Genomic DNA, 25,325 nt, shown 5'->3' on the forward strand with positions numbered 1-25,325 from the left:
GCGGGTGACCGAATGGACCGGGTTGGGGCTATGCGTGCCGGAAGACACCGAAGGCGAGGCCCGTGACCACGGTCGCCGCGACGACGACATCGACGGCGGCAGAGCCGGGAGCCAGGCGCCGGCGAAGCGCGAAGAACATGAGGCCGGCAATCAGGCCGGCTGCGAGGAAGGGGCAAAGCTGCGCGATCTGCATCGCTCGATTCTGCCGCACGCATGGCCGTTGGCGCAGCCGTGCGCCCGCCGCGGTGAACCGTCGATGGGGCTCGGAGGGTCCCTGGAATGCATTGCGCCGGGGACTGCACAGAACGTGACCGGCGAGGGGTGGCGGGGGAGGCGCCGGAGGAGCGACAGGCGCAAAAGGCCTCTAACCGAATGGTGGGCGGTGGAGGCTTCGAACCTCCGACCCCAGCAGTGTGAATGCTGTGCTCTACCCCTGAGCTAACCGCCCTCGTGCCGTACGGCGCGAAGCCTCGGATTATGCCACAGCTTTTTCGGCCATCGCGCGAAAGAGCGTGCGGCCGTTGCTGGACTTGTCGAGCTGAACCAGCACTTCCTCGTGGGCGTCGAGTTCGTGCTGCGTCGCGACCAGCACCGGCAGATCGAAGCTGCGCAGATCAATCACCACGACCTCGCCATGCGAAGGCTCGTTCGACGCGATGTCGATCAGCAGCGCATCCTGGCCGCGCGTGAGGTTGATGTAGACGTCGGCCAGCAACTGGGCATCGAGCTTGGCGCCGTGGAAGGTGCGGTTCGAGCGGTCGATGCCGAAGCGGTCGCACAGGGCATCGAGCGAATTGCGCTTGCCCGGATAGACCGCCTTCGCCATCGCGAGCGTGTCGGTCACGTCAGCCACGAAACTGCGCAGCGGCGGCAGGCCTGCGAGCTCGAGCTCGCGGTTGAGGAAGCCGACGTCGAAGGCCGCGTTGTGGATGATCAGTTCGGCATCGCGAAGGTAGTCGACGACGTCCTGCGCCAGGGTCGCGAACTTGGGCTTGTCGCGCAGGAAGTCGGTGGTCAGGCCGTGCACCTTGAGCGCGTCCTCGTGGCTCTCGCGCTCGGGGTTGAAGTAGATGTGCAGGTCGTTGCCCGTGAGCTTGCGGTTGTACAGCTCCACGCAGCCGAGCTCGATGACGCGGTCGCCGTTCTCGGCCGACAGGCCGGTGGTTTCGGTGTCGAGGACGATCAGTCTGGACATCAGTGGTTTTCTTTGGCGTGGTTGATCGTGTACTTGGGAATCTCGATCGTGAGATCGGCCTGGGCCAGTATCGCCTGACAGCTGAGCCGCGATTGCGGCTCCAGGCCCCAGGCCCGGTCGAGCAGGTCTTCCTCGCCCTCCTCGGCCTCGTTGAGCGACTCGATGCCGCGACGCACCACCACGTGGCAGGTGGTGCAGGCGCAGCTCATCTCGCAGGCATGCTCGATGTTGATGTGGTTCTCGAGCAGGGCCTCGCAGATGGAGGTACCGGCCGGCGCAGAGATCTCGGTGCCCTGCGGGCAGTACTCGGGATGGGGAAGGATCTTGATCGTGGGCATTGTTCTAGAGGGATTCGATCTGCCGGCCCGACAGCGCACGCGCGATGCCGGCGTTCATGCGCTCGGCCGCGAAGGCTTCGGTACCGTCGGCCAGCGCCTTGGTGGCGGCCTCGACGATCGCGGCATCCTCGGCCGCGCGGGCATCGCCCAGGGCCGCCATCAGCGCCTCGATCGCGGCGCGCTCGTCCTCCGACAGCAGCGCGGCGTCGGCATCGAGCGCGCTTCGGGTCGCCAGCAGCATGCGATCGGCGTCGACGCGGGCCTCGACCAGCGCGCGCGCCTGCATGTCCTGCTGCGCGGTGGAGAAACTGTCCTGCAGCATGGCGGCGATCTGGTCGTCCGACAGGCCGTAGGAGGGCTTGACCGTGACGCTGGCCTCGACGCCGCTGCCCTGCTCCCTGGCGCTCACGCTGAGCAGGCCGTCGGCATCGACCGTGAAGGTGACGCGGATGCGCGCCGCGCCCGCAGTCATCGGCGGGATGCCTCGCAGCTCGAAGCGCGCGAGGCTGCGGCAGTCGGCAACCAGGTCGCGCTCGCCCTGAACCACGTGCAGCGCCAACGCGGTCTGGCCGTCCTTGTAGGTGGTGAAGTCCTGCGCCATCGCGGTCGGGATGGTCTGGTTGCGCGGCACGATGCGCTCGACCAGCCCGCCCATGGTCTCCAGGCCCAGCGAGAGCGGAATCACGTCGAGCAGCAGCAGGTCGTCGGCACCACCGTTGCCGGCCAGCTGGTTGGCCTGGATCGCGGCGCCGAGCGCGACGACCTGGTCGGGATCGAGATTGACCAGCGGCTCGCGGCCGAAGCATTCGGCCACCGCGCGCCGGATCTGCGGCATGCGCGTGGCACCGCCGACCAGCACGATGCCCTGCAGTTCGCCGGTGGGCAGGCGCGCGTCGCGCAGCGCCCGGCGCACCGCGGCGATGGTGCGCGACGTCAGATGCGCCGTGGCGGCCTCGAACTGGTCGCGCGTGACGGGACGGCCGAAGTCGCGGCCCGCGAGGGTCGCGGCAAAGGTCGTGGTGTCGTCGTCCGACAGCGCTTCCTTCGCGGTCCGTGCCGCCCCAAGCAGCGCCGCGCGATCGGCATCGCTCTGCGCCTCGAGCCCCTGCTGCGCCAGCACCAGCGCGGCCAGCGCATGGTCGTAGTCGTCGCCGCCCAGGGCCGAGTCGCCGCCGGTCGCGATGACCTCGAACACGCCCTGCGTGAGCCGCAGGATCGATATGTCGAAGGTGCCACCGCCCAGGTCGTAGACCGCGTAGACGCCTTCGCTCGCGTTGTCGAGCCCATAGGCGATGGCGGCAGCGGTCGGCTCGCTGATGAGGCGCAGCACGTTGATGCCGGCGAGCTGTGCCGCATCCTTGGTGGCCTGGCGCTGGCCTTCGTCGAAGTAGGCCGGCACCGTGATCACGGCACCGTAGAGGTCGTCGTCGAAGGTGTCCTCGGCGCGATAGCGCAGGGTCGCGAGGATCTCGGCGCTGACCTCGATCGGCGACTTCTCGCCGGCCGCGGTCTGCACCTTCACCATGCCGCCTTCGCCGGCGAGCTTGTAGGCCATGGCGTCGCGGTTCGCGATGTCAGCCAGGCCACGGCCCATCAGCCGCTTGACCGAGGTGATGACGTTGGAGGGGTCGGTCGTGCGCGCCGCCAGCGCTTCATGGCCGATCTGGCGGCGCTCGGCGTCGATGTAGCGCACGGCCGAGGGCAGCAGCACGCGCCCCTCGGCATCCGGCAGGCATTCGGCCACGCCGTTGCGGACCGCTGCCACGAGCGAATGGGTGGTGCCGAGGTCGATGCCGACCGCGATGCGACGCTGATGCGGATCGGGGGCCTGGCCGGGTTCTGAGATCTGGAGCAATGCCATGGCTCTATTGTCCCTGCGCATCCAGCCGCGCCTCGACGTCGTCGGCAAAGCGCTCGATGAACATGAGGGCTCTCACCTGCCGTGCGGCCTCGGCGAAGTCGCCCTTCTCGTCGATCAGCCAGTCGAGCGAGGACAGCGCCTTCGCGCGGCCAGCGGCCACTTCGGCGTGCAGGCGCTCGATGGCGTCGGCATCGCCGGCATCGTCCAGCGCCTCGCGCCATTCCATCTGCTGCACCAGGAAGGCGGGCGGCATCGCGGTGTTGGTCTCGGCGTCGATCGGCGCGCCGTTGAGCTCGCACAGATAGGTGGCGCGACGGATCGGGTCCTTGAGCCGCTGATAGGCCTCGTTGATGCGCACCGACCACTGCATCGCGACGCGCTGCGCCGAAGCGCCCTGGGCCGCGAAGCGGTCGGGATGCGCCTCCCGCTGCAGTTCCTTCCAGCGTGCGTCGAGCGTCGCGCGGTCCTGGGCGAAGGTGGCCGGGACGGCAAAGAGCGCGAAGTCGGTGTCGTTGAGATTCATGGCATCAAAAAGCCGCCAGCACGTGACATGTTGGCGGCTCGGGAGAAAGGCCGAACGGGCTCAGATGCGAAAGCTCTCGCCGCAACCGCAACGGTCGCGCTCGTTCGGATTGATGAACTTGAAGCCCTCGTTGAGGCCTTCGCGCACGAAGTCGAGCTGCGTGCCGTCGATGTAGGCCAGGCTCTTGGGGTCGACCAGCACCTTCACGCCATGGTCTTCGAAGATCACGTCCTCGGGCGCGAACTCGTCGACGTACTCGAGCTTGTAGGCCAGGCCCGAGCAGCCCGTGGTCTTGACGCCCAGGCGCACACCCACGCCCTTGCCTCGCTTGCCGAGGTAGCGCGTCACGTGGCGCGCGGCCGATTCGGTCAGCGTAACGGCCATGTCAGTGCGCAGCTTCCGTCGCGGCAGCCACGCCGTGCTTGGCCTTGTAGTCGCTGACCGCAGCCTTGATCGCGTCCTCGGCCAGGATCGAGCAGTGGATCTTGACCGGCGGCAGCGCCAGTTCCTCGGCGATCTGCGCGTTCTTCAGCGCAGCGGCCTCGTCGAGCGTCTTGCCCTTGACCCATTCGGTCACGAGCGACGACGAGGCGATCGCCGAGCCGCAGCCGTAGGTCTTGAAGCGCGCGTCTTCGATCACGCCGGTTTCCGGGTTGACCTTGATCTGCAGCTTCATGACGTCGCCGCAGGCCGGGGCGCCGACCATGCCGGTGCCTACCGAATCGTCGCCCTTTTCGAAGGAGCCGACGTTGCGCGGGTTTTCGTAGTGGTCGATGACCTTGGATGAGTAAGCCATGGGGTACCTCTTTGAATTGGTTTCAGTGGGCCGACCACTGGATCGTGCTGATGTCGATGCCGTCCTGGAACATCTCCCACAGGGGGCTGAGTTCGCGCAGCTTGGCGACGTTGTGCTTGATGGTCGAGATTGCGTAGTCGATCTCTTCCTCGGTCGTGAATCGGCCGATGGTCATGCGAAGGCTGCTGTGGGCCAGCTCGTCGCTGCGGCCGAGCGCGCGCAGCACGTAGCTGGGCTCGAGGCTGGCCGAGGTGCAGGCCGAGCCACTGGACACCGCCAGACCCTTGATGCCCATGATCAGCGACTCGCCTTCGACGTAGTTGAAGCTGATGTTCAGGTTGTGCGGCACACGCTGTTCGAGGTCGCCGTTGATGAAGACCTGCTCGACATCCTTGAGGCCGTCGAGCAGCCGCTTCTGCAACGCCGCGGCCTTGGCGATGTCTTCCTTCATCTCGAGCCCGGCGATGCGGAAGGCTTCGCCCATGCCGACGATCTGGTGCGTGGGCAGCGTGCCCGAACGCATGCCGCGTTCGTGGCCACCGCCGTGCATCTGGGCCTCGAGCCGCACACGGGGCTTGCGGCGCACGTAAAGCGCGCCGATACCCTTGGGGCCGTAGGTCTTGTGCGATGCCAGGCTCATGAGGTCGATCGGCAGCGTCTTGACGTCGATCTCGACCTTGCCCGTGGCCTGCGCCGCGTCGACATGGAAGATCACGCCCTTCTCGCGGCAGATGTTGCCGAGTGCGACCACGTCCTGGATGACGCCGATCTCGTTGTTCACGAACATGACGCTCGCAAGGATTGTGTCGGGGCGGATCGCGGCCTTGAACGCTTCGAGATCGAGCAGGCCGTTCTCCTGCACGTCGAGATAAGTCACCTCGAAGCCCTGGCGTTCCAGCTCACGCATGGTGTCGAGCACGGCCTTGTGCTCGGTCTTGACCGTGATCAGATGCTTGCCCTTGCCCTTGTAGAACTGGGCCGCACCCTTGAGCGCGAGATTGTTCGACTCGGTGGCCCCGGAGGTCCAGACGATCTCGCGCGGATCGGCGCCGATCAGGTCGGCCACCTGGGTGCGCGCCTTCTCGACCGCTTCCTCGGCTTCCCAGCCCCAGGCGTGGCTGCGCGAAGCCGGGTTGCCGAAATGCTCGCGCAACCAGGGAATCATCGCGTCGACGACGCGCGGATCGACCGGCGTCGTGGCGCCGTAGTCGAGGTAGATCGGGAAATGGGGAGTGACGTCCATGGCTTGCTGCTCGGCTGGCGTGGGGTTGATCTTTTTCTGTGTTTCAGTAGACCGGGCGCCGCTCGGGGCGCCGCGGGCATCAGGACTTGGCGAAGACGTTGCCCAGTGCGAACACCGAGTTGGGTGCATTCACGCGGATCGGCTTGACCACCGGCTGGGCCGAGATGGCGCGCTTGACCGCCGGCTTGTTCTCGATCTGGACGCCCTTGGCGATCTGGTCGTCGACCAGCTTCTGCAAGGTCACGGAATCGAGGAACTCGACCATGCGCTGGTTCAGCGAGGCCCAGAGTTCGTGCGTCATGCAACGGCCGGCTTCGCCCAGGCAGTTTTCCTTGCCACCGCATTGGGTGGCATCGATCGGTTCGTCGACCGACACGATGATGTCGGCGACCGTGATGTCGGCCGCCTTGCGACCGAGCGAGTAACCGCCGCCGGGCCCGCGCGTCGACTCGACCAGCTCGTGGCGGCGCAACTTGCCGAACAGCTGCTCGAGGTAGGACAACGAGATCTGCTGCCGTTGGCTGATCGCGGCCAGCGTGACAGGACCGGTGTTCTGGCGCAGTGCCAGATCGATCATGGCCGTCACTGCAAATCGGCCTTTGGTAGTGAGACGCATCGCAAGCTCCTTGAGTGCTTACCGTTGAAATGACACCGTGTCCGGGGACCGCGGTGACGTCGTCTCCGCCCTGCCCGACCCCTGTTCCACTGGTGTACCAGCAGGTTGGAGTCGGCCCTTCATCGCGAAGTTCTTTGTTCTTGAGTATTTCGCTCAAGTATAGCAGAAGACCCTCGGTCTTGCTGGGGTAAACCCGATTGCGCAGCCCAAGGCCACGCCGCCCCAGGGGTCAGACGACGATGTTGTCGTGGCCCGAGCCGCCGAATGCCTGCTCGCGCAGTTCCGCGAGCTGGTCCCGCACGCGGGCCGCCTTCTCGAATTCGAGGTTGCGGGCGTGCTCGAGCATGAGCTTCTCGAGCCGCTTGATCTCTCGCGCGACGTCCTTCTCGGACATGTCCTCGACCTTGGCCCGCTCGAGCTCGCGCTTGGCGGCCTCCTTGCCGGACTTCTCGCTGTAGACGCCGTCGATCAGGTCGCGCACCTCCTTGAGGATGCTGCGCGGCGTGATGCCATGGGCCTCGTTGTGCGCGATCTGCCGCGCGCGCCGGCGTTCGGTCTCGTCGATCGCCTTCTTCATCGAGTCGGTCATGCGGTCGGCGTAGAGGATCGCCTTGCCGTTGAGGTTGCGCGCGGCGCGGCCGATGGTCTGGATCAGCGAGCGCTCGGCGCGCAGGAAGCCTTCCTTGTCGGCGTCGAGGATCGCCACCAGCGACACTTCGGGAATATCCAGGCCTTCGCGCAGCAGGTTGATGCCGACCAGCACGTCGAAGCTGCCCAGGCGCAGATCGCGCAGGATCTCGACCCGCTCCACGGTGTCGATGTCGCTGTGCAGGTAGCGCACCTTGACGCCGTTGTCGCTCAGGTAGTCGGTGAGCTGCTCGGCCATGCGCTTGGTCAGCGTGGTGATCAGCACGCGCTCGTTCTTGTCGACGCGCAGGCGGATCTCGCCCAGCACGTCGTCGACCTGGTGCGTGGCCGGTCGGATCTCGACCTCGGGGTCGATCAGCCCGGTCGGGCGCACCAACTGCTCGACCACGTTGCCGGCGTTGTCCTTCTCGTACTGCGCCGGCGTGGCCGAGACGAAGATGCACTGGCGCATGCGCGTCTCGAACTCCTCGAACTTGAGTGGCCGGTTGTCGAGCGCCGAAGGCAGGCGGAAGCCGTATTCGACCAGCGTGGTCTTGCGGGCCCGGTCGCCGCTGTACATGCCGTTGAGCTGGCCGATCATCTGGTGGCTCTCGTCGAGGAACATCAGCGCGTCCTTCGGCAGGTAGTCGGTCAGGGTGGCCGGCGGCTGGCCCGGGGCAGCGCCCGACAGGTGGCGCGTGTAGTTCTCGATGCCCTTGCAGTGGCCGATCTCGGCCAGCATCTCGAGGTCGAAGCGGGTGCGCTGCTCGATGCGCTGGGCTTCCACCAGCTTGCCTTCGCCGACGAAGAACTTGAGCCGCTCGTCGAGTTCGAGCTTGATGGTCTCGACGGCATTCAGCACCTTGTCGCGCGGCGTCACGTAGTGGCTCGACGGGTAGACGGTGAAGCGCGGGATCTTCTGCCGGATGCGGCCCGTGAGCGGGTCGAACAGCTGCAGCGTCTCGATCTCGTCGTCGAACAGCTCGATGCGGATCGCCAGCTCGCTGTGTTCCGCCGGGAAGACGTCGATGGTGTCGCCGCGCACGCGGAAGGTGCCGCGAGAGAAATCCTGCTCGTTGCGCGTGTACTGCATGCGGATCAGCCGGCCGATCACGTCGCGCTGCCCGATCTTGTCGCCCTGCCGCATGATGAAGCGCATCTGCGTGTAGTCCTCGGGCGTGCCGATGCCGTAGATGGCGCTCACCGTGGCGACGATGACCGTGTCGCGCCGCTCGAGCACGCTCTTGGTGGCCGACAGCCGCATCTGCTCGATGTGCTCGTTGATCGAGCTGTCCTTCTCGATGAACAGGTCACGCTGCGGCACGTAGGCTTCGGGCTGGTAGTAGTCGTAGTAGCTGACGAAATACTCGACCGCGTTCTTCGGGAAGAACTCGCGGAATTCGCTGTAGAGCTGCGCCGCGAGGGTCTTGTTGGGCGCAAAGACGATCGCGGGCCGGCCGAGCCGCGCGATCACGTTGGCCATGGTGAAGGTCTTGCCGGAGCCCGTGACGCCGAGCAGGGTCTGGAATACCTCGCCGTCCTGCACGCCCTCGACCAGGCCGTCGATCGCCTTGGGCTGGTCGCCGGCCGGCGGATAGGGCTGGAACAGCTCGAACGGCGACCCGGCAAACGTGACGAATTCACCCGCCTTGTGCGGGCCCACCGCGTCGGCGTGTTGCGGTTCCGGAATGACTTCTGAGATTTCTGGCATGGCGTGGACTCGGGCAGGTGACGGCGCGGCCGGTAAAATTCAAGCAACCGGGCAGCGTAACGCAGGACCCGGCTTCACGTGAACCGATCATCCAAAGGACTTTCCATGTCAATGTTCACCGCCGTCGAGATGGCGCCTCGCGATCCCATCCTGGGTCTCAACGAGCAATATGCCGCCGACGGCAACCCGAAAAAGGTCAACCTCGGCGTCGGCGTCTACTACGACGACAACGGCAAGCTGCCGCTGCTGAAGTGCGTGCAGGCGGCCGAGGCGGACATGATGAAGGCGCCCAGCGCGCGCGGCTACCTGCCGATCGACGGCATCGCGGCCTATGACGCCGCAGTCAAGGGCCTGGTGTTCGGCGCCGACAGCGAACCCGTCAAGTCGGGCCGCGTCGCCACCATCCAGGCCATCGGCGGCACTGGCGGCCTCAAGGTCGGCGCCGACTTCCTCAAGAAGCTGAGCCCCGGCGCCAAGGTGCTGATCAGCGACCCGAGCTGGGAAAACCACCGCGCGCTGTTCACCAATGCCGGCTTCCCGGTGGAAAGCTACCCCTATTACGACGCCGCCAAGCGCGGCATCGACTTCGCCGGAATGCTCGGCGCGCTCGAGTCGGCCGCCGCCGGCACCATCGTCGTGCTGCACGCCTGCTGCCACAACCCGACCGGCTACGACATCACGGCGGCCCAGTGGGACCAGGTCATCGCCACGGTCAAGAGCCGCAAGCTCACGCCCTTCCTCGACATGGCCTACCAGGGCTTCGGCCACGGCATCAAGGAAGACGGCGCCGTCATCGGCAAGTTCGTCGAAGCCGGTCTGACCTTCTTCGTCTCGACCTCGTTCTCGAAGAGCTTCAGCCTCTACGGCGAGCGCGTCGGCGCCCTGTCGGTGCTGTGCCAGGACAAGGACGAGGCGGCGCGCGTGCTGTCGCAGCTCAAGATCGCGATCCGCACCAACTACAGCAACCCGCCGATACACGGCGGCGCGGTGGTCGCGGCAGTGCTCAACGATCCGGCCCGTCGCGCGGTCTGGGAAGAAGAGCTGGCCGAGATGCGGGTGCGCATCAAGGCCATGCGGCAGAAGCTGGTCGACGGCCTCAAGGCGGCCGGCGTGAAGCAGGACATGAGCTTCATCACCTCGCAGATCGGCATGTTCAGCTACTCGGGCCTCACCAAGGACCAGATGGTGCGCCTGCGCGACGAATTCGGCGTCTACGGCACCGACACCGGCCGCATGTGCGTGGCCGCGCTCAACAGCAAGAACATCGACCACGTCTGCCAGAGCATCGCCAAGGTCCTTTGACCCCGGCTGGCGGGCTGCGCGAGCGCTTCGTCGCGGACGCGCTCGCCAACATGCACAACCGGGCCATCCTCGCGGGCCTGCCCGCGCTGGACCTGCCGGATGCCTGGCTGGTCGCCGGCTGCATGTTCCAGAGTCTGGAACCTGCGCTGCGGCCGGCCGGCCGAGGCCGGCATCCGCGACTACGACCTCTTCTACTTCGACGCCTCCGACCTCTCGGCCGAGGCCGAGCAGCGTGTCGACGACCGCGTGCAGCGGCATTTCGCGAACCTGCCGGTGCGCATCGAGACCAAGAACCAGGCCCGCGTCCACACCTGGTACGAAGGCTGGTTCGGCGCCAGCTATGCAGCTTCGACCTGCTCGCGCGACGGCATCGACCGCTTCCTCGTCGAGTGCACCTGCGTGGGGCTCCAGGCGCGCGCCGGGGCGCCTGTTCTGTACGCGCCCTTCGGGCTGGATGACCTGTATGGCGGGCTGCTGGTCCCCAACGCGCGCTGCCCGGCGCCCTTGCTCTATGCAGCGAAAGCTGCGGACTACCAGCATCGGTGGCCGTGGCTCACCGTGCTCAACAGGGTCTCGGTGCCAGCCTGAGCCAGCGCTGGGGCGAAATGTCACGCTGGCGTCTCGCGAATGGGGCGCATCCTCTACTGCCGCGCGAATCTCGCTGATATATTGCATTGCAACAACTTTTATCGGCCCCCGATGCTCTACCAACTCTACGAAGCGCAGCGTTCCCTGATGGAGCCCTTCGCCGACTTCGCCCAGGCCGCCTCCAAGCTCTACGGCCAGGGCGCAGCCCTCGGACAGACGCCGATGGCCCAGCGCATGGCCGCTGGCTACGACCTGCTCTATCGGCTCGGCAAGGACTACGAAAAGCCCGAGTTCGGCATCAAGACGGTCAAGGTCGATGGCCGCGAGGTCGTGATCCACGAGAGCGTCGAGATCGCGAAACCCTTCTGCCAGTTGCGCCGCTTCAAGCGCTTCACGGACGAGCCCGAGATCCTGCAGACGCTCAAGTCGCAACCGGTGGTGCTGATCGTCGCGCCGCTCTCGGGCCACTACGCGACGCTGCTGCGCGACACCGTGCGCACCATGCTGCAGGGCCACAAGGTCTACATCACGGACTGGACCAACGCCCGGCTGGTGCCGCTATCGGAAGGCAAGTTCACGCTCGACGATTACGTCAACTATGTCGAAGACTTCATCCGCCACCTGCAGGCCGAGTACGGCAACTGCCATGTGATCAGCGTCTGCCAGCCCACGGTGCCGGTGCTGGCGGCGGTGTCGCTGATGGCCAGCCGCGGCGAGCAGCTCCCGCTGTCGATGACCATGATGGGCGGACCGATCGATGCCCGCAAGTCGCCGACCGCGGTCAACAACCTGGCGATGAACAAGAGCTACGAGTGGTTCGAGAACAACGTGATCTACCGCGTCCCCGACAGCTTCCCGGGCGCCGGCCGCCGTGTGTACCCCGGCTTCCTGCAGCACACCGGGTTCGTCGCGATGAATCCCGAGAATCACGCCAGCAGCCACTACGACTACTTCAAGAACCTGATCAAGGGCGATGACGCCAGCACCGAGGCGCATCGCAAGTTCTACGATGAGTACAACGCCGTGCTCGACATGGACGCCGACTACTACCTCGACACCATCCGCACCGTGTTCCAGCAGTTCGATCTGGTGAACGGCACCTGGACGGTGAAGAACGCCGAAGGCGAACGCGAGCTCGTGCGTCCGCAGGACATCCACTCGATCGGCCTGCTGACCGTCGAAGGCGAACTGGACGACATCTCCGGCTCGGGCCAGACCCGCGCGGCCCACGCGCTGTGCACCGGCATCGTCGACAGCGAACAGCGGCACTACGAGGTCAAGGGCGCGGGCCACTACGGCATCTTCAGCGGCCGCCGCTGGCGCGAACTGGTCTATCCGGAAGTGCGTGATTTCATCGCCGCGCACGACAAGCCGCAAAAGCGTGCCGAACGCGCCGTGCTCGCCCAGGAAGACGCCAGACCGGCCGCATCGACCCGCAGCAGGAAGGCTGCGCCCGTTGCTGCGCGCAAGGCGGCCCCGGCGGCGACACGCAAAGCAGCGCCTGCGACGACCCGCAAGGCTGCACCGGCTCCGAAGGCGGCCGCAACGCCGCGCGGCAGCGCACGGCGCAAGGCTGCCTGAACGAGCACGAGAGGCGCGTGAACGCGACCGCCGCCAGCCTGCTGGACGCACTGCCCCAGACGCAGTGCACGCGCTGCGGCTACCCCGACTGCGAAGGCTATGCGCGGGCCATGGCCGCGCATGAGGCCGACATCAACCAGTGCCCGCCGGGCGGCGCCGAAGGGGTCCGGCGCCTGGCCGCCCTCACGGGCCGGCCGGTACGGGCGATCGATCCGCGCTTCGGCACCGAGGGCCCGCGCGCGCTCGCGGTGATCGACGAAGCCTGGTGCATCGGCTGCACGCTGTGCCTCGATGCGTGCCCCACCGATGCCATCGTCGGCATCCACAAGCGCATGCATACCGTGATCGATGACCATTGCACGGGTTGCGAGCTGTGCATTCCGGTCTGCCCGGTCGACTGCATCTCGCTCGAGGAAGTGACGCCAGGCCGCAGTGGCTGGCAGGCCTGGTCACAGGTGCAGGCCGACCATGCGCGCGCGCGCTTTCGGGTGCATGCCGAACGAAAGACGCACCGCGGGCCGGTCGAGGCTGTCGCACCCGCAACGCAGTCGGATGCGCCTGCCGCGTCGGACCGCAAGCGCGCAACCATCGAGGCCGTGCTCGCGCGGGCCCGCGCAGCGGCAGCGGCCAGGGATGCGGGCCCATGATGAGCCTCGAGACGCTCCTGCTCTTCGTGCTGGCGTCGATCGCGCTGGCCGTCACGCCCGGCCCCACCATGCTGCTCGCGCTGTCGAACGGCATCTCGGGCGGCATGCGCGCGGCGGCCTGGGGCATTGCGGGCGCGTCGATCGGCAGCAGCGTGGTGATCGCCACGGTGGCGCTCGGGCTGGGTTCGCTGCTCGCGGCTTCGGAGTGGCTGTTCGATGCGATCCGCGTGGTCGGCGTGCTGTACCTCGTATGGCTCGGCATCAAGCTGTGGCGCACGCCGCCGGCCGACATCGGCGCCGCGCTCGCGGCCGGTTCAGGCCAGCCGTTGCGCGGCCGGCTTGCACTGCTGCGCAGCCTGGCAGTCGCGCTGTCGAATCCCAAGTCGCTGCTGTTCTTCGCCGCCTTCCTGCCGCAGTTCGTCGTGACCTCGCAGCCGCAGGGACCGCAATACCTGGTGCTCGGCGCGATCTTCGTGGGCATCGACACGCTGGTGATGCTCGGCTACGCCACTGCCGGCACGCAGGCGGTGCGCTGGCTGTCGCGGCGCAGCCTGCGCGCGATCAATCGCGGCTGTGCGGCCGGCATGTGGCTGCTGGCCGCGACCCTCGCCTTCTGGCGCCGCCCTGGGGCCTGACGCTCCTCCGGCCGGTCAGGTGCCCGCCAAGGCGGCGAACGCCTTCACCACCTCGGGTGGCGCCTGCACCATCTCGACCAGCACGCCCTCGCCCGCGATCGGGAATTCGTCGCTCGCCTTGGGATGCAGGAAGCAGATGTCGAAGCCGGCCGCGCCCTTGCGGATGCCGCCCGGCGCGAAGCGCACGCCCTGGGCCGTGAGCCATTCGACCGCGCGGGGCAGGTCATCGATCCACAGGCCGACGTGATTGAGCGGCGTGGTGTGCACCGCGGGCTTCCTGTCCGGATCGAGCGGCTGCATCAGGTCGACCTCGACCTTGAAGGGACCGCTGCCGATGGCGCAGATGTCCTCGTCGACGTTCTCGCGCTCGCTCCTGAAGGTGCCCGTGACCTCGAGGCCGAGCATGTCGACCCACAGCTTCTGCAGCCGCGTCTTGTCGGGGCCGCCGATGGCGATCTGCTGGATGCCCAGCACCTTGAATGGACGCGTCATGCACATGCTCCTTGTTCGGAAGTCGAACGACCCCTGAGGCCCAGCCTGCGCAACAGGCTCACGTCGGCCTCGACGTCGGGATTGCCCGTGACCAGCAGCTTGTCGCCGTAGAAGATCGAATTGGCGCCGGCCAGGAAGCACAGCGCCTGCACCGCGTCGCCGAGCTGCTGGCGGCCGGCCGACAGGCGCACGCGCGCCTTCGGCATCGTGATGCGCGCGACCGCGATCATGCGCACGAAGTCCAGCGGATCGATCGGCTCCGAATCGGCCAGCGGCGTGCCCGGTACGCGCACCAGGCTGTTGATCGGCACCGACTCGGGATAGGGGTCGAGGTTGGCCAGTTGCGCGATCAGCCCCGCGCGATGCACCGGTGCCTCGCCCATGCCCACGATGCCGCCACAGCACACGCTGATGCCGGCGGCACGCACGTGGGCCAGCGTGTCGAGCCGGTCCTGGTAGCTGCGCGTGTCGACGATGTCGGTGTAGTACTCGGGCGCGGTGTCGAGGTTGTGGTTGTAGTAGTCGAGGCCCGCCGCCTTCAGTTGCACCGCGTGCTGCGGCTCGAGCATGCCGAGCGTGGCGCAGGTCTGAAGACCGAGGCCCTTGACTGCCTCGACCAGCACCGCGACCTTCTCGACGTCGCGATCCTTCGGTGCCCGCCAGGCGGCACCCATGCAGAAGCGCGTCGCACCGGCGTCCTTGGCGGCCTGCGCGGCGCGCACCACCTCGTCGACCTCCATCAGCTTCTGCGCCTTGACGCCGGTATCGAACTCGGCCGACTGCGGGCAGTAGCCACAGTTCTCGGGGCAGCCGCCGGTCTTGACCGACAGCAGCGTAGCGAGCTCGATGTCGCCGTCGGGGAAGTGCGCGCGATGCACCGTCTGCGCCTGGAACAGAAGATCGTTGAAGGGCTTGTCGAGCAGCGTCTGCACCGCCTCGACCGACCAGGGGCCGCGCGACACGGGGGGTGTCGCCGGACGATGCAGCGTGACGGGTCGGCTCGGCGCCGCGCCGAGATCGTTGGCGCCCACCTATGCGAACTCCATGATGATCTGGTCGACCGCGAGCGACTCACCCTTGCCGGCGGCGATGCGAGCGACCACGCCGTCCTGCGTCGCGAACAGCACGTTCTCCATCTTCATGGCCTCGATCACCGCGAGCTTCTCCCCGGCCTGCACCTGCTGGCCCGGCTGCACGGCCACCTCGACCAGAAGGCCCGGCATCGGCGACATCAGGAACTTACTGAGATCTGGTGGGGCCTTGAAGGGCATGAGTTCGAGCAGCTCCGCGCCGAGCGGCGACAGCACCACGGCCTCGATCTGCGTGCCGTCGTGCGCGACGCGCAGTGCGAGCGGGTTCTTGCCCGCGCCGCGCTCGACCTGGGCCGTGAAGACGCGGCCGTTGACGGTGCCGTCGACCCGGATGCTGCCCAGCGCCGACCTGCTGTCGATCTTGTAGTTGTTGCTGCCGACCGCGACCGCGCTGGATCCGCTCTGGCCATGGAAGTCGGTGACCGACACCGGCCTGTGCACGTGCTCGCCCTTGTCGTCGAGAACCACCACCACGAAGCGTTCGCCGACCTTCACGCCATGTCCCGTGAGCTGCCCGCTGATGCCCGAGGCGCGCGCGCGGTAGCGGCGGTGCATGTAGGCGGCCAGCGCGACCAGGAAGTCCGGATCGTCGTGCGGCACGTCCTCGGCATGGAAGCCGCGGCCGTAGTGCTCGGCGATGAAGCCGGTGTTGAACTCGCCGCTGACGAACTTCGGATGCGCCAGCAGCGCAGCCTGGAACGGGATGTTGCTGCTGATGCCGCGGATCACGAAGGCGTTGAGGGCCTCGCGCATCATCGCGATCGCATGGGCACGGTCGCGGCCGTGCACGATCAGCTTGGCGATCATCGAGTCGTAGAACATCGGGATCTCGCCGCCGTCATAGACGCCTGTGTCCACGCGCACGCCGTACAGGTGCGCGGTGTCGGCCGAGAACATGCTTTCCTTCGGCGGCTGGAAGCGCACCAGCCGGCCGGTCGACGGCAGGAAGTTGCGGAACGGGTCCTCGGCGTTGATGCGGCACTCGATCGCCCAGCCCTCGCGCTTCACTTCCGCTTGCGTCAACGGCAGCTTCTCGCCGGCCGCGACGCGGATCATGAGCTCGACCAGGTCGAGCCCGGTGATCGCCTCGGTCACGGGATGCTCGACCTGCAACCGCGTGTTCATCTCGAGGAAATAGAAGCCCTGGTCCTTGCCGACCACGAACTCGACCGTGCCGGCGCTCTGGTAGTTCACGGCCTTCGCCAGTTGCACCGCCTGTTCGCCCATGGCCTTGCGCGTGGCCTCGCTGATGAAGGGCGACGGCGCTTCCTCGATGACCTTCTGGTGGCGTCGCTGGATCGAGCATTCGCGCTCGTTGAGATAGATCACGTTGCCGTGCGCGTCGCCGAGCACCTGAATCTCGATATGGCGCGGCTCCTCGACGAACTTCTCGATGAAGACCCGGTCGTCGCCGAAGCTGTTGCGCGCCTCGTTGCGGCAGGAGGTGAAGCCCTCGAAGGCTTCCTTGTCGTCGAAGGCCACGCGCAGGCCCTTGCCGCCGCCGCCGGCCGAGGCCTTGATCATCACCGGATAGCCGACCTCGCGCGCGATCTCGACCGCGCGCTCGGCCGTCTCGATGGCGTCGTTCCAGCCCGGAATGGTGTTGACCCGGGCTTCGTTGGCAAGCTTCTTGGAGGCGATCTTGTCGCCCATCGCTGCGATCGAGGCGTGCTTGGGGCCGATGAAGACGATGCCCTCTTCCTCGACCTTGCGCGCGAAGGCCTCGTTCTCGGACAGGAAGCCGTAGCCCGGATGCACCGCCTCGGCGTCGGTCTTCTTGCAAGCCGCGATGATGCGGTCGGCCTGCAGATAGCTCTCACGGCTGGGGGAGCCGCCGATGTGCACCGCCTCGTCGGCGAGCTCCACGTGGCGGGCGTCCTTGTCGGCATCGGAGTAGACGGCGACCGTCTGGATGCCCATCTTCTTCGCGGTCTTGATCACTCGGCAAGCGATCTCCCCGCGATTCGCAATCAGGATCTTCTTGAACATGTTCTTCTTCCCGCTCTCACAGAGGAATGTTGCCGTGCTTGCGCCACGGGTTGTCGAGCTTCTTGTCGCGCAGCATGACCAGCGACCGGCAGATGCGCTTGCGCGTCTCGCTCGGCAGGATCACGTCGTCGATGTAGCCGCGGCTGCTGGCCACGTAGGGATTGGCGAAGCGGGCCTTGTATTCGGCCTCCCGCGCGGCGAGCTTCTCGGGGTCGTTCTTGTCTTCCCGGAAGATGATCTCGACCGCGCCCTTGGCGCCCATCACCGCGATCTCGGCGCGCGGCCAGGCGAGGTTGACGTCGCCGCGCAGGTGCTTGGAGGCCATCACGTCGTAGGCGCCGCCGTAGGCCTTGCGCGTGATCACCGTGATCTTGGGCACGGTGCACTCGGCATAGGCGTAGAGCAGCTTGGCGCCGTGCTTGATGATGCCGCCGTATTCCTGGCTGGTGCCGGGCATGAAGCCGGGCACGTCGACGAAGGTCACCACGGGAATGTTGAAGGCATCGCAGAAGCGCACGAAGCGCGCCGCCTTGATCGACGACTTGATGTCCAGGCAGCCGGCCAGCACCAGCGGCTGGTTGGCGACGATGCCCACGCTCTGGCCTTCCATTCGAGCGAAGCCGATCACGATGTTCTTCGCGTAGTCGGGCTGCAGCTCGAAGAAGTCGCCGTCGTCGACCACCTTCGAGATCAGCTCCTTCATGTCGTAGGGCTTGTTCGGGTTGTCGGGCACCAGCGTGTCGAGCGACAGGTCGGCGCGATCGGCCGGGTCGCCGCTGGGCCGCGCGGGCGGCTTCTCGCGGTTGTTGAGCGGCAGGTAGTTGTAGAGCCGGCGCAACATCATGAGCGCCTCGACGTCGTTCTCGAACGCCATGTCGGCGACGCCGCTCTTGGTCGTGTGGGTGGACGCGCCGCCCAGTTCCTCGGCCGTGACGTCTTCGTGCGTGACGGTCTTCACCACCTCGGGGCCGGTCACGAACATGTAGGAGCTGTCGCGGACCATGAAGATGAAATCGGTCATGGCCGGCGAATAAACGGCGCCGCCCGCGCACGGGCCCATGATCATGCTGATCTGCGGCACCACGCCCGAGGCCATCACGTTGCGCTGGAACACGTCGGCATAGCCGCCGAGCGAGGCCACGCCCTCCTGGATGCGCGCACCGCCGGAATCGTTGAGGCCGATCACCGGCGCCCCGACCTTCATCGCCTGGTCCATCACCTTGCAGATCTTCTCGGCGTGGGCTTCGCTGAGCGCGCCGCCGAAGACCGTGAAGTCCTGGCTGAAGACGAACACCAGCCGGCCGTTGATCATGCCGTAGCCGGTGACCACGCCATCGCCCGGGATCTTCTGCTCGGCCATGCCGAAGTCGCTCGAGCGGTGCTCGACGAACATGTCCCACTCCTCGAAGGTGTTGTCGTCGAGCAGCAGCGCGATGCGCTCGCGCGCGGTCAGCTTGCCCTTCTTGTGCTGGGCGTCGATGCGCTTCTGCCCACCGCCGAGGCGCGCCTGGGCGCGGCGTTTTTCGAGTTGTTCGAGGATTTCTTTCATGACGTTCCGTCGGAAGAGTTGATCTTGTTGAAAGTTTCGGTCGTGAGGCTACGCCGCTGCGGCCTGCGCTGCCAGCAATTGACGCGCCGCGGTCGATGCAGGCAGCGTGCCGGCCGCGACCTGTGCCAGCGCCTGCGGCAGCAGCTCGCGCACCTGCGGATGCGCGCGAAAGGCCTGCTTGAGGCCGGCGTCGACGCGCTCCCACATCCAGGCCAGCGCCTGCTTCTCGCGCCGCGCCTGAAAGCGTCCGTTGCCCGCCTGCAGCGCCTTGAACTGCAGCACCGAGGCCCAGAAGGCATCGACGCCGGTGCCCAGCAGCGCGCTGAGCTGCATCACGCGCGGCAGCCAGAAGCGCACTTCGGCCTCGGGCGTGCCGGGCGTTGCGTGGGCCGCCTGCATGGCCTGTGCATGGGCCGGATTGCCGTGGTGCCCGAAGAGCCGCAACGCAGAAGTGATCTGGGCCTGGGCCCGGGTGGCGGCGTCGGGGTCGATGTCGGCCTTGTTGATCACCACCAGGTCGGCCAGCTCCATCACGCCCTTCTTGATCGCCTGCAGGTCGTCGCCCGCGTTGGGCAGCTGCAGCAGCACGAACATGTCGGTCATGCCCGATACCGCGGTCTCGCTCTGCCCGACGCCGACGGTCTCGACGATCACGACGTCGTAGCCCGCGGCCTCGCAGACCAGCATTGCCTCGCGCGTCTTCTCGGCCACGCCGCCCAGCGTGCCGCTGGAGGGGCTGGGGCGGATGTAGGCCCGCTCGTGCACCGAGAGGCGCTCCATGCGCGTCTTGTCGCCGAGGATGGATCCGCCCGAGACCGTGGACGAGGGATCGATGGTCAGGACCGCGACGCGGTGACCCTGGTCGATGAGGAACAGGCCCAGCGTCTCGATGAAGGTCGACTTGCCGACGCCGGGCACGCCCGAGATGCCGAGACGGAACGAGCGGCCGGTGTGCGGCAGCAAGGCGGTCAGCAGTTCGTCGGCCTGCGCGCGATGGTCTGCGCGGGTCGATTCGAGCAGCGTGATGGTCTTGGCGATCGCACGACGCTGCTGCGGGCCCGCGCCGGCCAGCAGCGCTTCCACCGAGACCGGCGAATTCGCGAGCGGCATCTTCAGGCCGCGACCGCCGCGCGAATCTGCTCGAGCACGTCCTTGGCGCTGGCCGGGATCGGCGTGCCGGGGCCGTAGATGCCCTTGACGCCGGCCTCGTAGAGGAAGTCGTAGTCCTGGCGCGGGATCACGCCGCCGACGAAGACGATGATGTCGTCGGCGCCCTGCTTCCTGAGCTCGGCAATGATCGCGGGCACCAGCGTCTTGTGGCCGGCGGCCAGCGTGCTGACGCCGACCGCATGCACGTCGTTCTCGATCGCCTGGCGGGCGCACTCTTCCGGCGTCTGGAACAGCGGCCCCATGTCGACGTCGAAGCCGAGGTCGGCAAAGGCCGTCGCCACCACCTTGGCGCCGCGGTCGTGGCCGTCCTGGCCGAGCTTGGAGATCATCACGCGCGGACGACGACCCTGCGCTTCCGCGAAGGCCGCGATCTCGTGCTGCAGGGCCTCCCAGCCCTCGGCGGAGTCGTAGGCGGCGGCATACACGCCCGTGACCTTCTGCGTGTCGGCGCGATGGCGACCGTAGACCTTCTCGAGCGCGTCGCTGATCTCGCCCACCGTGGCGCGCAGGCGCACCGCATCGATGCTCAGCGCCAGCAGATTGCCCTCGCCGCTCTCGGCCGCGGCCGTGAGCGCGTCGAGCGCCGCCTGCACCGCGGCCGTGTCGCGCTTCGCGCGGATCGCCTCGAGCTTGGCGACCTGGCCGTCGCGCACCTTCATGTTGTCGATCGACAGGCTGTCGATCGCGTCTTCGGTCTTGAGCTTGTACTTGTTGACGCCGACGATGACGTCGCGGCCCGAATCGATGCGGGCCTGCTTGTCGGCCGCGGCGGCCTCGATCTTGAGCTTGGCCCAGCCGCTGTCGACGGCCTTGGTCATGCCGCCCATGGCCTCGACCTCCTCGATGATGGCCCAGGCCGCATCGGCCATGTCCTGCGTGAGCTTCTCCATCATGTAGCTGCCGGCCCAGGGATCGATCACGCTCGTGATGTGGGTCTCTTCCTGGATGATGAGCTGCGTGTTGCGCGCGATGCGCGAGCTGAACTCGGTCGGCAGCGCGATGGCTTCGTCGAGCGCGTTGGTGTGCAGGCTCTGGGTGCCACCGAAGACCGCGGCCATCGCCTCGATGGTGGTGCGCACCACGTTGTTGTACGGGTCCTGCTCGGTCAGCGACCATCCCGAGGTCTGGCAGTGGGTGCGCAGCATCAGGCTCTTGGGGTTCTTGGGCTCGAACTCCTTCATGATCCGGCACCACAGCAGGCGTGCCGCGCGCATCTTGGCCACTTCGAGATAGAAGTTCATGCCGATGGCCCAGAAGAAGCTCAGGCGCCCCGCGAAGACGTCGACGTCGAGGCCCTTGGCCAGCGCGGTCTTCACGTACTCCTTGCCGTCGGCCAGCGTGAAGGCCAGTTCGAGCGCCTGGTTGGCGCCGGCTTCCTGCATGTGGTAGCCGCTGATCGAGATCGAGTTGAACTTCGGCATCTTGTGGGCCGTGTACTCGATGATGTCGCCGATGATCCGCATGCTCGGCGCCGGCGGAAAGATGTAGGTGTTGCGAACCATGAACTCCTTGAGGATGTCGTTCTGGATGGTTCCGCTCAGTTGCTCCTGCGACACGCCCTGCTCCTCGGCCGCCACCACGTAGCCCGCGAGCACCGGCAGCACCGCGCCGTTCATGGTCATCGAGACGCTGACCTTGTCGAGCGGGATCTGGTCGAACAGGATCTTCATGTCCTCGACCGAATCGATCGCCACGCCGGCCTTGCCGACGTCGCCGGTCACGCGCGGATGGTCGCTGTCGTAGCCGCGGTGCGTGGCCAGGTCGAAGGCCACGCTGACGCCCTGCCCGCCCGCGGCCAGCGCCTTGCGGTAGAAGGCATTCGATTCCTCGGCGGTCGAGAAGCCCGCGTACTGGCGGATTGTCCAAGGCCGCACCGCGTACATCGTGGCCTGCGGCCCGCGCAGGTAGGGCTCGAAGCCGGGCAGCGTGTCGGTGTACCTGAGGCCCTGCAGGTCGGCCGCCGTGTACAGCGGCTTGACCGTGATGCCATCGGGCGTGACCCAGTTGAGCGCGTCGAGGTTGCCGCCGGGCGCTGACTTGGCGGCGGCCTTGGTCCAGGCCTCGAGGGTCGCAGACGAGAAGTTGTAGTCGAGTTTGCTCATGGCGCCGCTTTGCTGCTGAGGGGGGGCTGGTTCGTCGGTCGGGAATCGTCGAAGTGATCGAGTGTCCGCGCTGCCGCCGAACAGTCAACGGAGTCTAACCGATCCGTAATTATTAATTCAAACCGCCGGTTTGCGGTACATTCCAGCCATGTCCGCCGTCACCCTGACCCCGCGCGCCCTCTACGAAGAGGTGGCGGAGCTGTTGCGCCAGCGAATCTTCAATCGCGAGCTCGAGCCCGGCAGCTGGATCGACGAGCTCAAGCTGGCCGAGGAATGCGGCATCAGCCGCACGCCGCTGCGGGAAGCCCTCAAGGTGCTGGCCGCCGAAGGCCTGGTAACGATGAAGGTACGGCGCGGCGCCTACGTGACCGAGGTCTCGGAAAAGGACCTGGCCGACGTCTATCACCTACTGAGCCTGCTCGAGAGCGACGCCGCCGCCGTGGTAGCCGAGCACGCCACGGATGCCGAACTGGCCGAGCTCGAACGCCTGCATGCCGAGCTCGAGGCCGCGGCCCGGCCGGGCCATGTGGACCGCGCGCATTTCTTCGTGCTCAACGAGCGCTTCCACATGCGCCTGCTCGCCATCGCGAACAACCGTTGGCGCGACCAGATGGTGGCCGACCTGCGCAAGGTGATGAAGCTCAACCGTCACAACTCGCTGCTCAAGTCCGGGCGCATCGGCGAATCGCTCGCCGAGCACCGCGCCATCATGGCGGCCATCAAGGCACGCGATCCAGGCGCCGCCATGGCGCAGACGCAGGCGCATTTCAGGAACGGGCTGGAAGCGGCGATCTAGGGCCTGCGCCCTCCCGGGGCGCAGCGACTTCGCGAAAATGAAGGAGCGACGGAGCCCCGTCAGGCCGGTGCCGGGCTCAGCGATTCGTGCGCGATCGCCATCACCTCGTGCGGCGGCAGCGACTTGAGCTTGTGGTCGCTCCAGACCTGGCGCCAGCGGCGTGCGCCCGGCAGGCCGTTGCGCAGGCCGAGCATGTGGCGCGCCACGTTGGACCACGGCGTGCCGTGCGCGGCCGATTCGCGCGCCATGTAGTCGCACATCTGCCGCTCGACCTCTTCGCGCGTGAGCGTGGAAGGCGCGTCGCCGTAGAAGGCCGCATCCCACTCGCTCAGCCACCAGGGGTTGTGATAGGCCTCGCGCCCGACCATCACGCCATCCAGCAGCCGCAGGTGCGCATGTGCCTGGGCGTTGTCGGTGAAACCGCCGTTGATCGAGAAGTGCAGCGCCGGGAAATCGTGCTTGAGCCGGTGCACCAGCTCGTAGCGCAGCGGCGGCACTTCGCGGTTCTGCTTGGGCGACAGGCCCTTGAGCCAGGCGTTGCGCGCATGGACGATGAAGGTGCTGCAGCCGGCCTCGCTGACCTGGCCCACGAAGTCGCGCACGAACTCGTAGCGCTCGATCTTGTCGATGCCGATGCGGTGCTTGACCGTGACCGGGACATCGACCACGTCGACCATCGCCTTCACGCAATCGGCGACCAGCTGCGGCTCGTTCATGAGGCAGGCGCCGAAGGCCCCGCGCTGCACGCGCTCGCTGGGGCAGCCGCAGTTGATGTTGATCTCGTCGTAGCCCCATTGCTCGCCGAGCCTGGCGCAATGCGCGAGGTCCGCCGGCTCGCTGCCGCCGAGCTGGAGCGCAACCGGATGCTCCGTCTCGTCGAAGCGCAGATGCCGCGGCACGTCGCCGTGGATCAGCGCGCCGGTGGTCACCATCTCCGTGTAGAGCAAGGCGTGGCGCGTGAGCAGGCGATGGAAGTAGCGGCAGTGGCGGTCGGTCCAGTCCATCATGGGCGCGACGGACAGGATCTTTTCTGCTTTCGACAACGAGGGAATCCGGGAGGTGGCCAAGCGCCGGATTTTGCCATCGGGCGCCCTGCCCTCGAAGGCTCGCGCGCTATGCCCTCAGAACCCGCGCATCGAGCCTTCGCTGCGCCAGCAAAGCCTGCAGGCCTTTCGGCTGGTAGTCGGCCACGCGGTCCAGGTACGTTTGCACGCTCGGGTGGAACAGCGCGTCGGCGGGCAGCGCACGCGGCCGGTGCGGCAGGACGTCGAAGGGCGGACTCTCGTGGGGCGCGTGGACCGGTCCGAAGGCCGGCTCTTCCACCGGGCGATAGCCGCCACCGATGGCGACGCCGCAGTCGCGCAGCCGACCGACCATCCAGTCCAGCGCATAGCCCGACAGGTCCTGCGTCGGGTAGCCGCCGCCGACGTCGCCGTGGGCGCCGCAGAACCAGCGCTGCTCGACGCCGTCGCGCGCGTCCCACAGCGTGGGCACGAAGTCGCCGCGCTGCTCGTCGATCGCGATCGCGTGGAAGCCGCGGCGCACCTTCGGCGACAGCGCCAGGTCGGCGAACTCGAAGACGTCGACCTTGCTGGCATCGGCCGGGTTGTAGATCGGCACGCCCAGCGAGCCCACCGTGTCCCAGACGCCGATGGCCTCGATGTCGACATCGGGCACCAGGCGCGCGGGATCGATCTTGCGCGACTTGAATTCCTCGAGGTAGCCGAGCAGCGTGCTGTGCTTGCCCGCCGCGCGCCGGTAGGCGGCCCAGACATGGACACCGAGCGCGTAGGCCGCCTCGGCGTCGTAGCTGCCGTCGGCCGCGCGCAGGGCGTCGTGCGGCAGCAGGCCCATCTTCGCGATCATGCCGCCGAGCGCGCGCACCGTGTAGGCGCCGCGGCTGAAGCCGACCAGAAAGATGCGGTCGCCCGGCTGGTGGTGTCGCGACACGAAGGTGTAGCCGCGCACGATGCGCTCGATGAAGCCCTCGCCGAAGACGCCGCCCAGGAGCTTGCGCAGCAGGTTGCCCGAGTCGCCGACCCCGTGCAGGTACTTGGCCACCTGCAGCGCCTCGCCGTCGGGACCGATCTCGACCTTTTCCTGCTCGTCCTGCCGCCGCAGCGACTCGGGCGTCACGGTGCCGGCCAGTGCGGCGAACAGGCGCAGCACGTTGGTGGCGTCGGCGTGCAGTGCGTCGTCGTCGTTGCCGTCGTTGCGGGGACCGAGGCCCTTCCAGGTGCCGTCGGCGCAGAAGACGATGTTCTTGGGCATGGCGTCACCTTTCACGTGATTCGTCGAGCCTCAGTCTGTGCGCATCGGCGGCCGGATTCCATGCGACTTTCGCTGTATGCCTCCTCCCGTCCCGGGAGCGCGCAACGGGGCCGCGGCACGAAGGCCCTGCAGCGCCAGAGGCCCGCACGGTGCATCGTGAACGGCGGGACTTCTATCATCGTGCGCTACGCGGCTTCGAAAG

24 protein-coding genes and 1 tRNA gene are annotated in these 25,325 nt (G+C 67.2%); 6 read left to right on the plus strand and 19 right to left on the minus strand.

The genetic code is table 11. The features are described 5' to 3' along the window. Positions 1–28: 28 nt before the first annotated feature. The 11 genes from QTH87_RS14565 to uvrB form a co-directional block, all read right to left on the minus strand. The gene (locus tag QTH87_RS14565) at positions 29–193 is read right to left on the minus strand and encodes a hypothetical protein (RefSeq protein WP_286609983.1); all 165 of its coding nucleotides are present in this window, start codon (positions 191–193) and stop codon (positions 29–31) included. A gap of 180 nt (positions 194–373) precedes the next feature. Beyond that, positions 374–448, minus strand: a tRNA-Val gene (locus QTH87_RS14570). A 27-nt stretch (positions 449–475) separates the two neighbouring features. Continuing rightward, positions 476–1,195, minus strand: a complete 720-nt coding sequence (gene dnaQ, locus QTH87_RS14575) for a DNA polymerase III subunit epsilon (protein ID WP_286609985.1) — start codon at positions 1,193–1,195, stop codon at positions 476–478. Beyond that, complete coding sequence (fdx, locus tag QTH87_RS14580) at positions 1,195–1,533, minus strand: ISC system 2Fe-2S type ferredoxin (protein ID WP_286609987.1); 339 nt, start codon at positions 1,531–1,533, stop codon at positions 1,195–1,197. The genes dnaQ and fdx overlap by 1 nt, the downstream gene beginning before the upstream one ends. A gap of 4 nt (positions 1,534–1,537) precedes the next feature. Next, positions 1,538–3,394, minus strand: a complete 1,857-nt coding sequence (hscA, locus tag QTH87_RS14585; RefSeq protein ID WP_286609989.1) for a Fe-S protein assembly chaperone HscA — start codon at positions 3,392–3,394, stop codon at positions 1,538–1,540. Positions 3,395–3,398: 4 nt separating this feature from the next. Next, complete coding sequence (gene hscB / locus QTH87_RS14590; protein WP_286609991.1) at positions 3,399–3,917, minus strand: Fe-S protein assembly co-chaperone HscB; 519 nt, start codon at positions 3,915–3,917, stop codon at positions 3,399–3,401. A 60-nt stretch (positions 3,918–3,977) separates the two neighbouring features. Beyond that, complete coding sequence (iscA, locus tag QTH87_RS14595; protein WP_286609993.1) at positions 3,978–4,301, minus strand: iron-sulfur cluster assembly protein IscA; 324 nt, start codon at positions 4,299–4,301, stop codon at positions 3,978–3,980. A gap of 1 nt (position 4,302) precedes the next feature. After that, on the minus strand, positions 4,303–4,713 hold the full coding sequence (gene iscU / locus QTH87_RS14600; RefSeq protein WP_286609994.1) for a Fe-S cluster assembly scaffold IscU: 411 nt from the start codon (positions 4,711–4,713) through the stop codon (positions 4,303–4,305). Positions 4,714–4,735: 22 nt separating this feature from the next. Further along, complete coding sequence (locus QTH87_RS14605; protein ID WP_286609996.1) at positions 4,736–5,956, minus strand: IscS subfamily cysteine desulfurase; 1,221 nt, start codon at positions 5,954–5,956, stop codon at positions 4,736–4,738. Between the two features lie 79 nt (positions 5,957–6,035). Next, positions 6,036–6,572 carry a Fe-S cluster assembly transcriptional regulator IscR gene (iscR, locus tag QTH87_RS14610; protein WP_286609998.1) on the minus strand — a complete coding sequence of 179 codons (537 nt, stop codon included), beginning with the start codon at positions 6,570–6,572 and terminating at the stop codon, positions 6,036–6,038. 229 nt (positions 6,573–6,801) lie between these two features. Continuing rightward, complete coding sequence (gene uvrB, locus QTH87_RS14615; RefSeq protein ID WP_286609999.1) at positions 6,802–8,910, minus strand: excinuclease ABC subunit UvrB; 2,109 nt, start codon at positions 8,908–8,910, stop codon at positions 6,802–6,804. A 105-nt stretch (positions 8,911–9,015) separates the two neighbouring features. Between uvrB and QTH87_RS14620 the strand changes: the two genes are divergently transcribed. The 5 genes from QTH87_RS14620 (at position 9,016) to QTH87_RS14640 (ending at position 13,663) form a co-directional block, all read left to right on the plus strand. Next, the gene (locus QTH87_RS14620) at positions 9,016–10,212 is read left to right on the plus strand and encodes an amino acid aminotransferase (RefSeq protein ID WP_286610001.1); all 1,197 of its coding nucleotides are present in this window, start codon (positions 9,016–9,018) and stop codon (positions 10,210–10,212) included. Between the two features lie 99 nt (positions 10,213–10,311). After that, on the plus strand, positions 10,312–10,800 hold the full coding sequence (locus tag QTH87_RS14625) for a nucleotidyltransferase family protein (RefSeq protein ID WP_353506149.1): 489 nt from the start codon (positions 10,312–10,314) through the stop codon (positions 10,798–10,800). 111 nt (positions 10,801–10,911) lie between these two features. Beyond that, complete coding sequence (locus QTH87_RS14630; protein WP_286610003.1) at positions 10,912–12,381, plus strand: polyhydroxyalkanoate depolymerase; 1,470 nt, start codon at positions 10,912–10,914, stop codon at positions 12,379–12,381. Positions 12,382–12,398: 17 nt separating this feature from the next. After that, entirely contained in the window at positions 12,399–13,028 is a 630-nt protein-coding gene (locus tag QTH87_RS14635; protein WP_286610005.1) for an RnfABCDGE type electron transport complex subunit B, read from the plus strand. Next, positions 13,025–13,663 carry a LysE family translocator gene (locus QTH87_RS14640; RefSeq protein ID WP_286610007.1) on the plus strand — a complete coding sequence of 213 codons (639 nt, stop codon included), beginning with the start codon at positions 13,025–13,027 and terminating at the stop codon, positions 13,661–13,663. Before QTH87_RS14635 ends, QTH87_RS14640 begins: the two co-directional genes overlap by 4 nt. A gap of 15 nt (positions 13,664–13,678) precedes the next feature. On the opposite strand, the gene QTH87_RS14645 is transcribed toward QTH87_RS14640, so the two are convergent. The 6 genes from QTH87_RS14645 to scpA are packed head-to-tail and all read right to left on the minus strand — an operon-like array spanning position 13,679 to position 22,056. Further along, positions 13,679–14,155, minus strand: a complete 477-nt coding sequence (locus tag QTH87_RS14645; RefSeq protein WP_286610009.1) for a VOC family protein — start codon at positions 14,153–14,155, stop codon at positions 13,679–13,681. Beyond that, positions 14,152–15,186: a biotin synthase BioB gene (gene bioB / locus QTH87_RS14650; RefSeq protein ID WP_286610011.1), complete on the minus strand. Its 1,035-nt coding sequence runs from the start codon at positions 15,184–15,186 to the stop codon at positions 14,152–14,154. The genes QTH87_RS14645 and bioB overlap by 4 nt, the downstream gene beginning before the upstream one ends. Further along, positions 15,187–17,235 carry an acetyl-CoA carboxylase biotin carboxylase subunit gene (locus QTH87_RS14655; protein WP_286610013.1) on the minus strand — a complete coding sequence of 683 codons (2,049 nt, stop codon included), beginning with the start codon at positions 17,233–17,235 and terminating at the stop codon, positions 15,187–15,189. It abuts the gene before it with no gap. A 16-nt stretch (positions 17,236–17,251) separates the two neighbouring features. Then, positions 17,252–18,784: an acyl-CoA carboxylase subunit beta gene (locus QTH87_RS14660; protein WP_286610015.1), complete on the minus strand. Its 1,533-nt coding sequence runs from the start codon at positions 18,782–18,784 to the stop codon at positions 17,252–17,254. A 48-nt stretch (positions 18,785–18,832) separates the two neighbouring features. Further along, positions 18,833–19,894, minus strand: coding sequence for a methylmalonyl Co-A mutase-associated GTPase MeaB (meaB, locus tag QTH87_RS14665; RefSeq protein ID WP_286610017.1), 1,062 nt, complete (start codon positions 19,892–19,894; stop codon positions 18,833–18,835). 2 nt (positions 19,895–19,896) lie between these two features. Beyond that, the gene (gene scpA / locus QTH87_RS14670) at positions 19,897–22,056 is read right to left on the minus strand and encodes a methylmalonyl-CoA mutase (protein ID WP_286610019.1); all 2,160 of its coding nucleotides are present in this window, start codon (positions 22,054–22,056) and stop codon (positions 19,897–19,899) included. A 148-nt stretch (positions 22,057–22,204) separates the two neighbouring features. Here scpA and QTH87_RS14675 point away from each other — a divergent pair, with 148 nt between their 5' ends. Beyond that, on the plus strand, positions 22,205–22,852 hold the full coding sequence (locus QTH87_RS14675; protein ID WP_286610021.1) for a GntR family transcriptional regulator: 648 nt from the start codon (positions 22,205–22,207) through the stop codon (positions 22,850–22,852). A gap of 59 nt (positions 22,853–22,911) precedes the next feature. Here QTH87_RS14675 and dusA read toward each other — a convergent pair whose 3' ends face one another. After that, the gene (gene dusA / locus QTH87_RS14680; RefSeq protein ID WP_286610024.1) at positions 22,912–23,895 is read right to left on the minus strand and encodes a tRNA dihydrouridine(20/20a) synthase DusA; all 984 of its coding nucleotides are present in this window, start codon (positions 23,893–23,895) and stop codon (positions 22,912–22,914) included. Between the two features lie 70 nt (positions 23,896–23,965). Continuing rightward, positions 23,966–25,123 (minus strand): T6SS phospholipase effector Tle1-like catalytic domain-containing protein, encoded by a 1,158-nt coding sequence (locus QTH87_RS14685; protein WP_286610026.1) that lies wholly within the window; start codon positions 25,121–25,123, stop codon positions 23,966–23,968. Positions 25,124–25,325 lie beyond the last annotated feature (202 nt).

It is taken from the genome of Variovorax jilinensis (assembly GCF_030316885.1).
GTDB classification, from domain to species: Bacteria; Pseudomonadota; Gammaproteobacteria; order Burkholderiales; family Burkholderiaceae_C; genus Variovorax; species Variovorax jilinensis.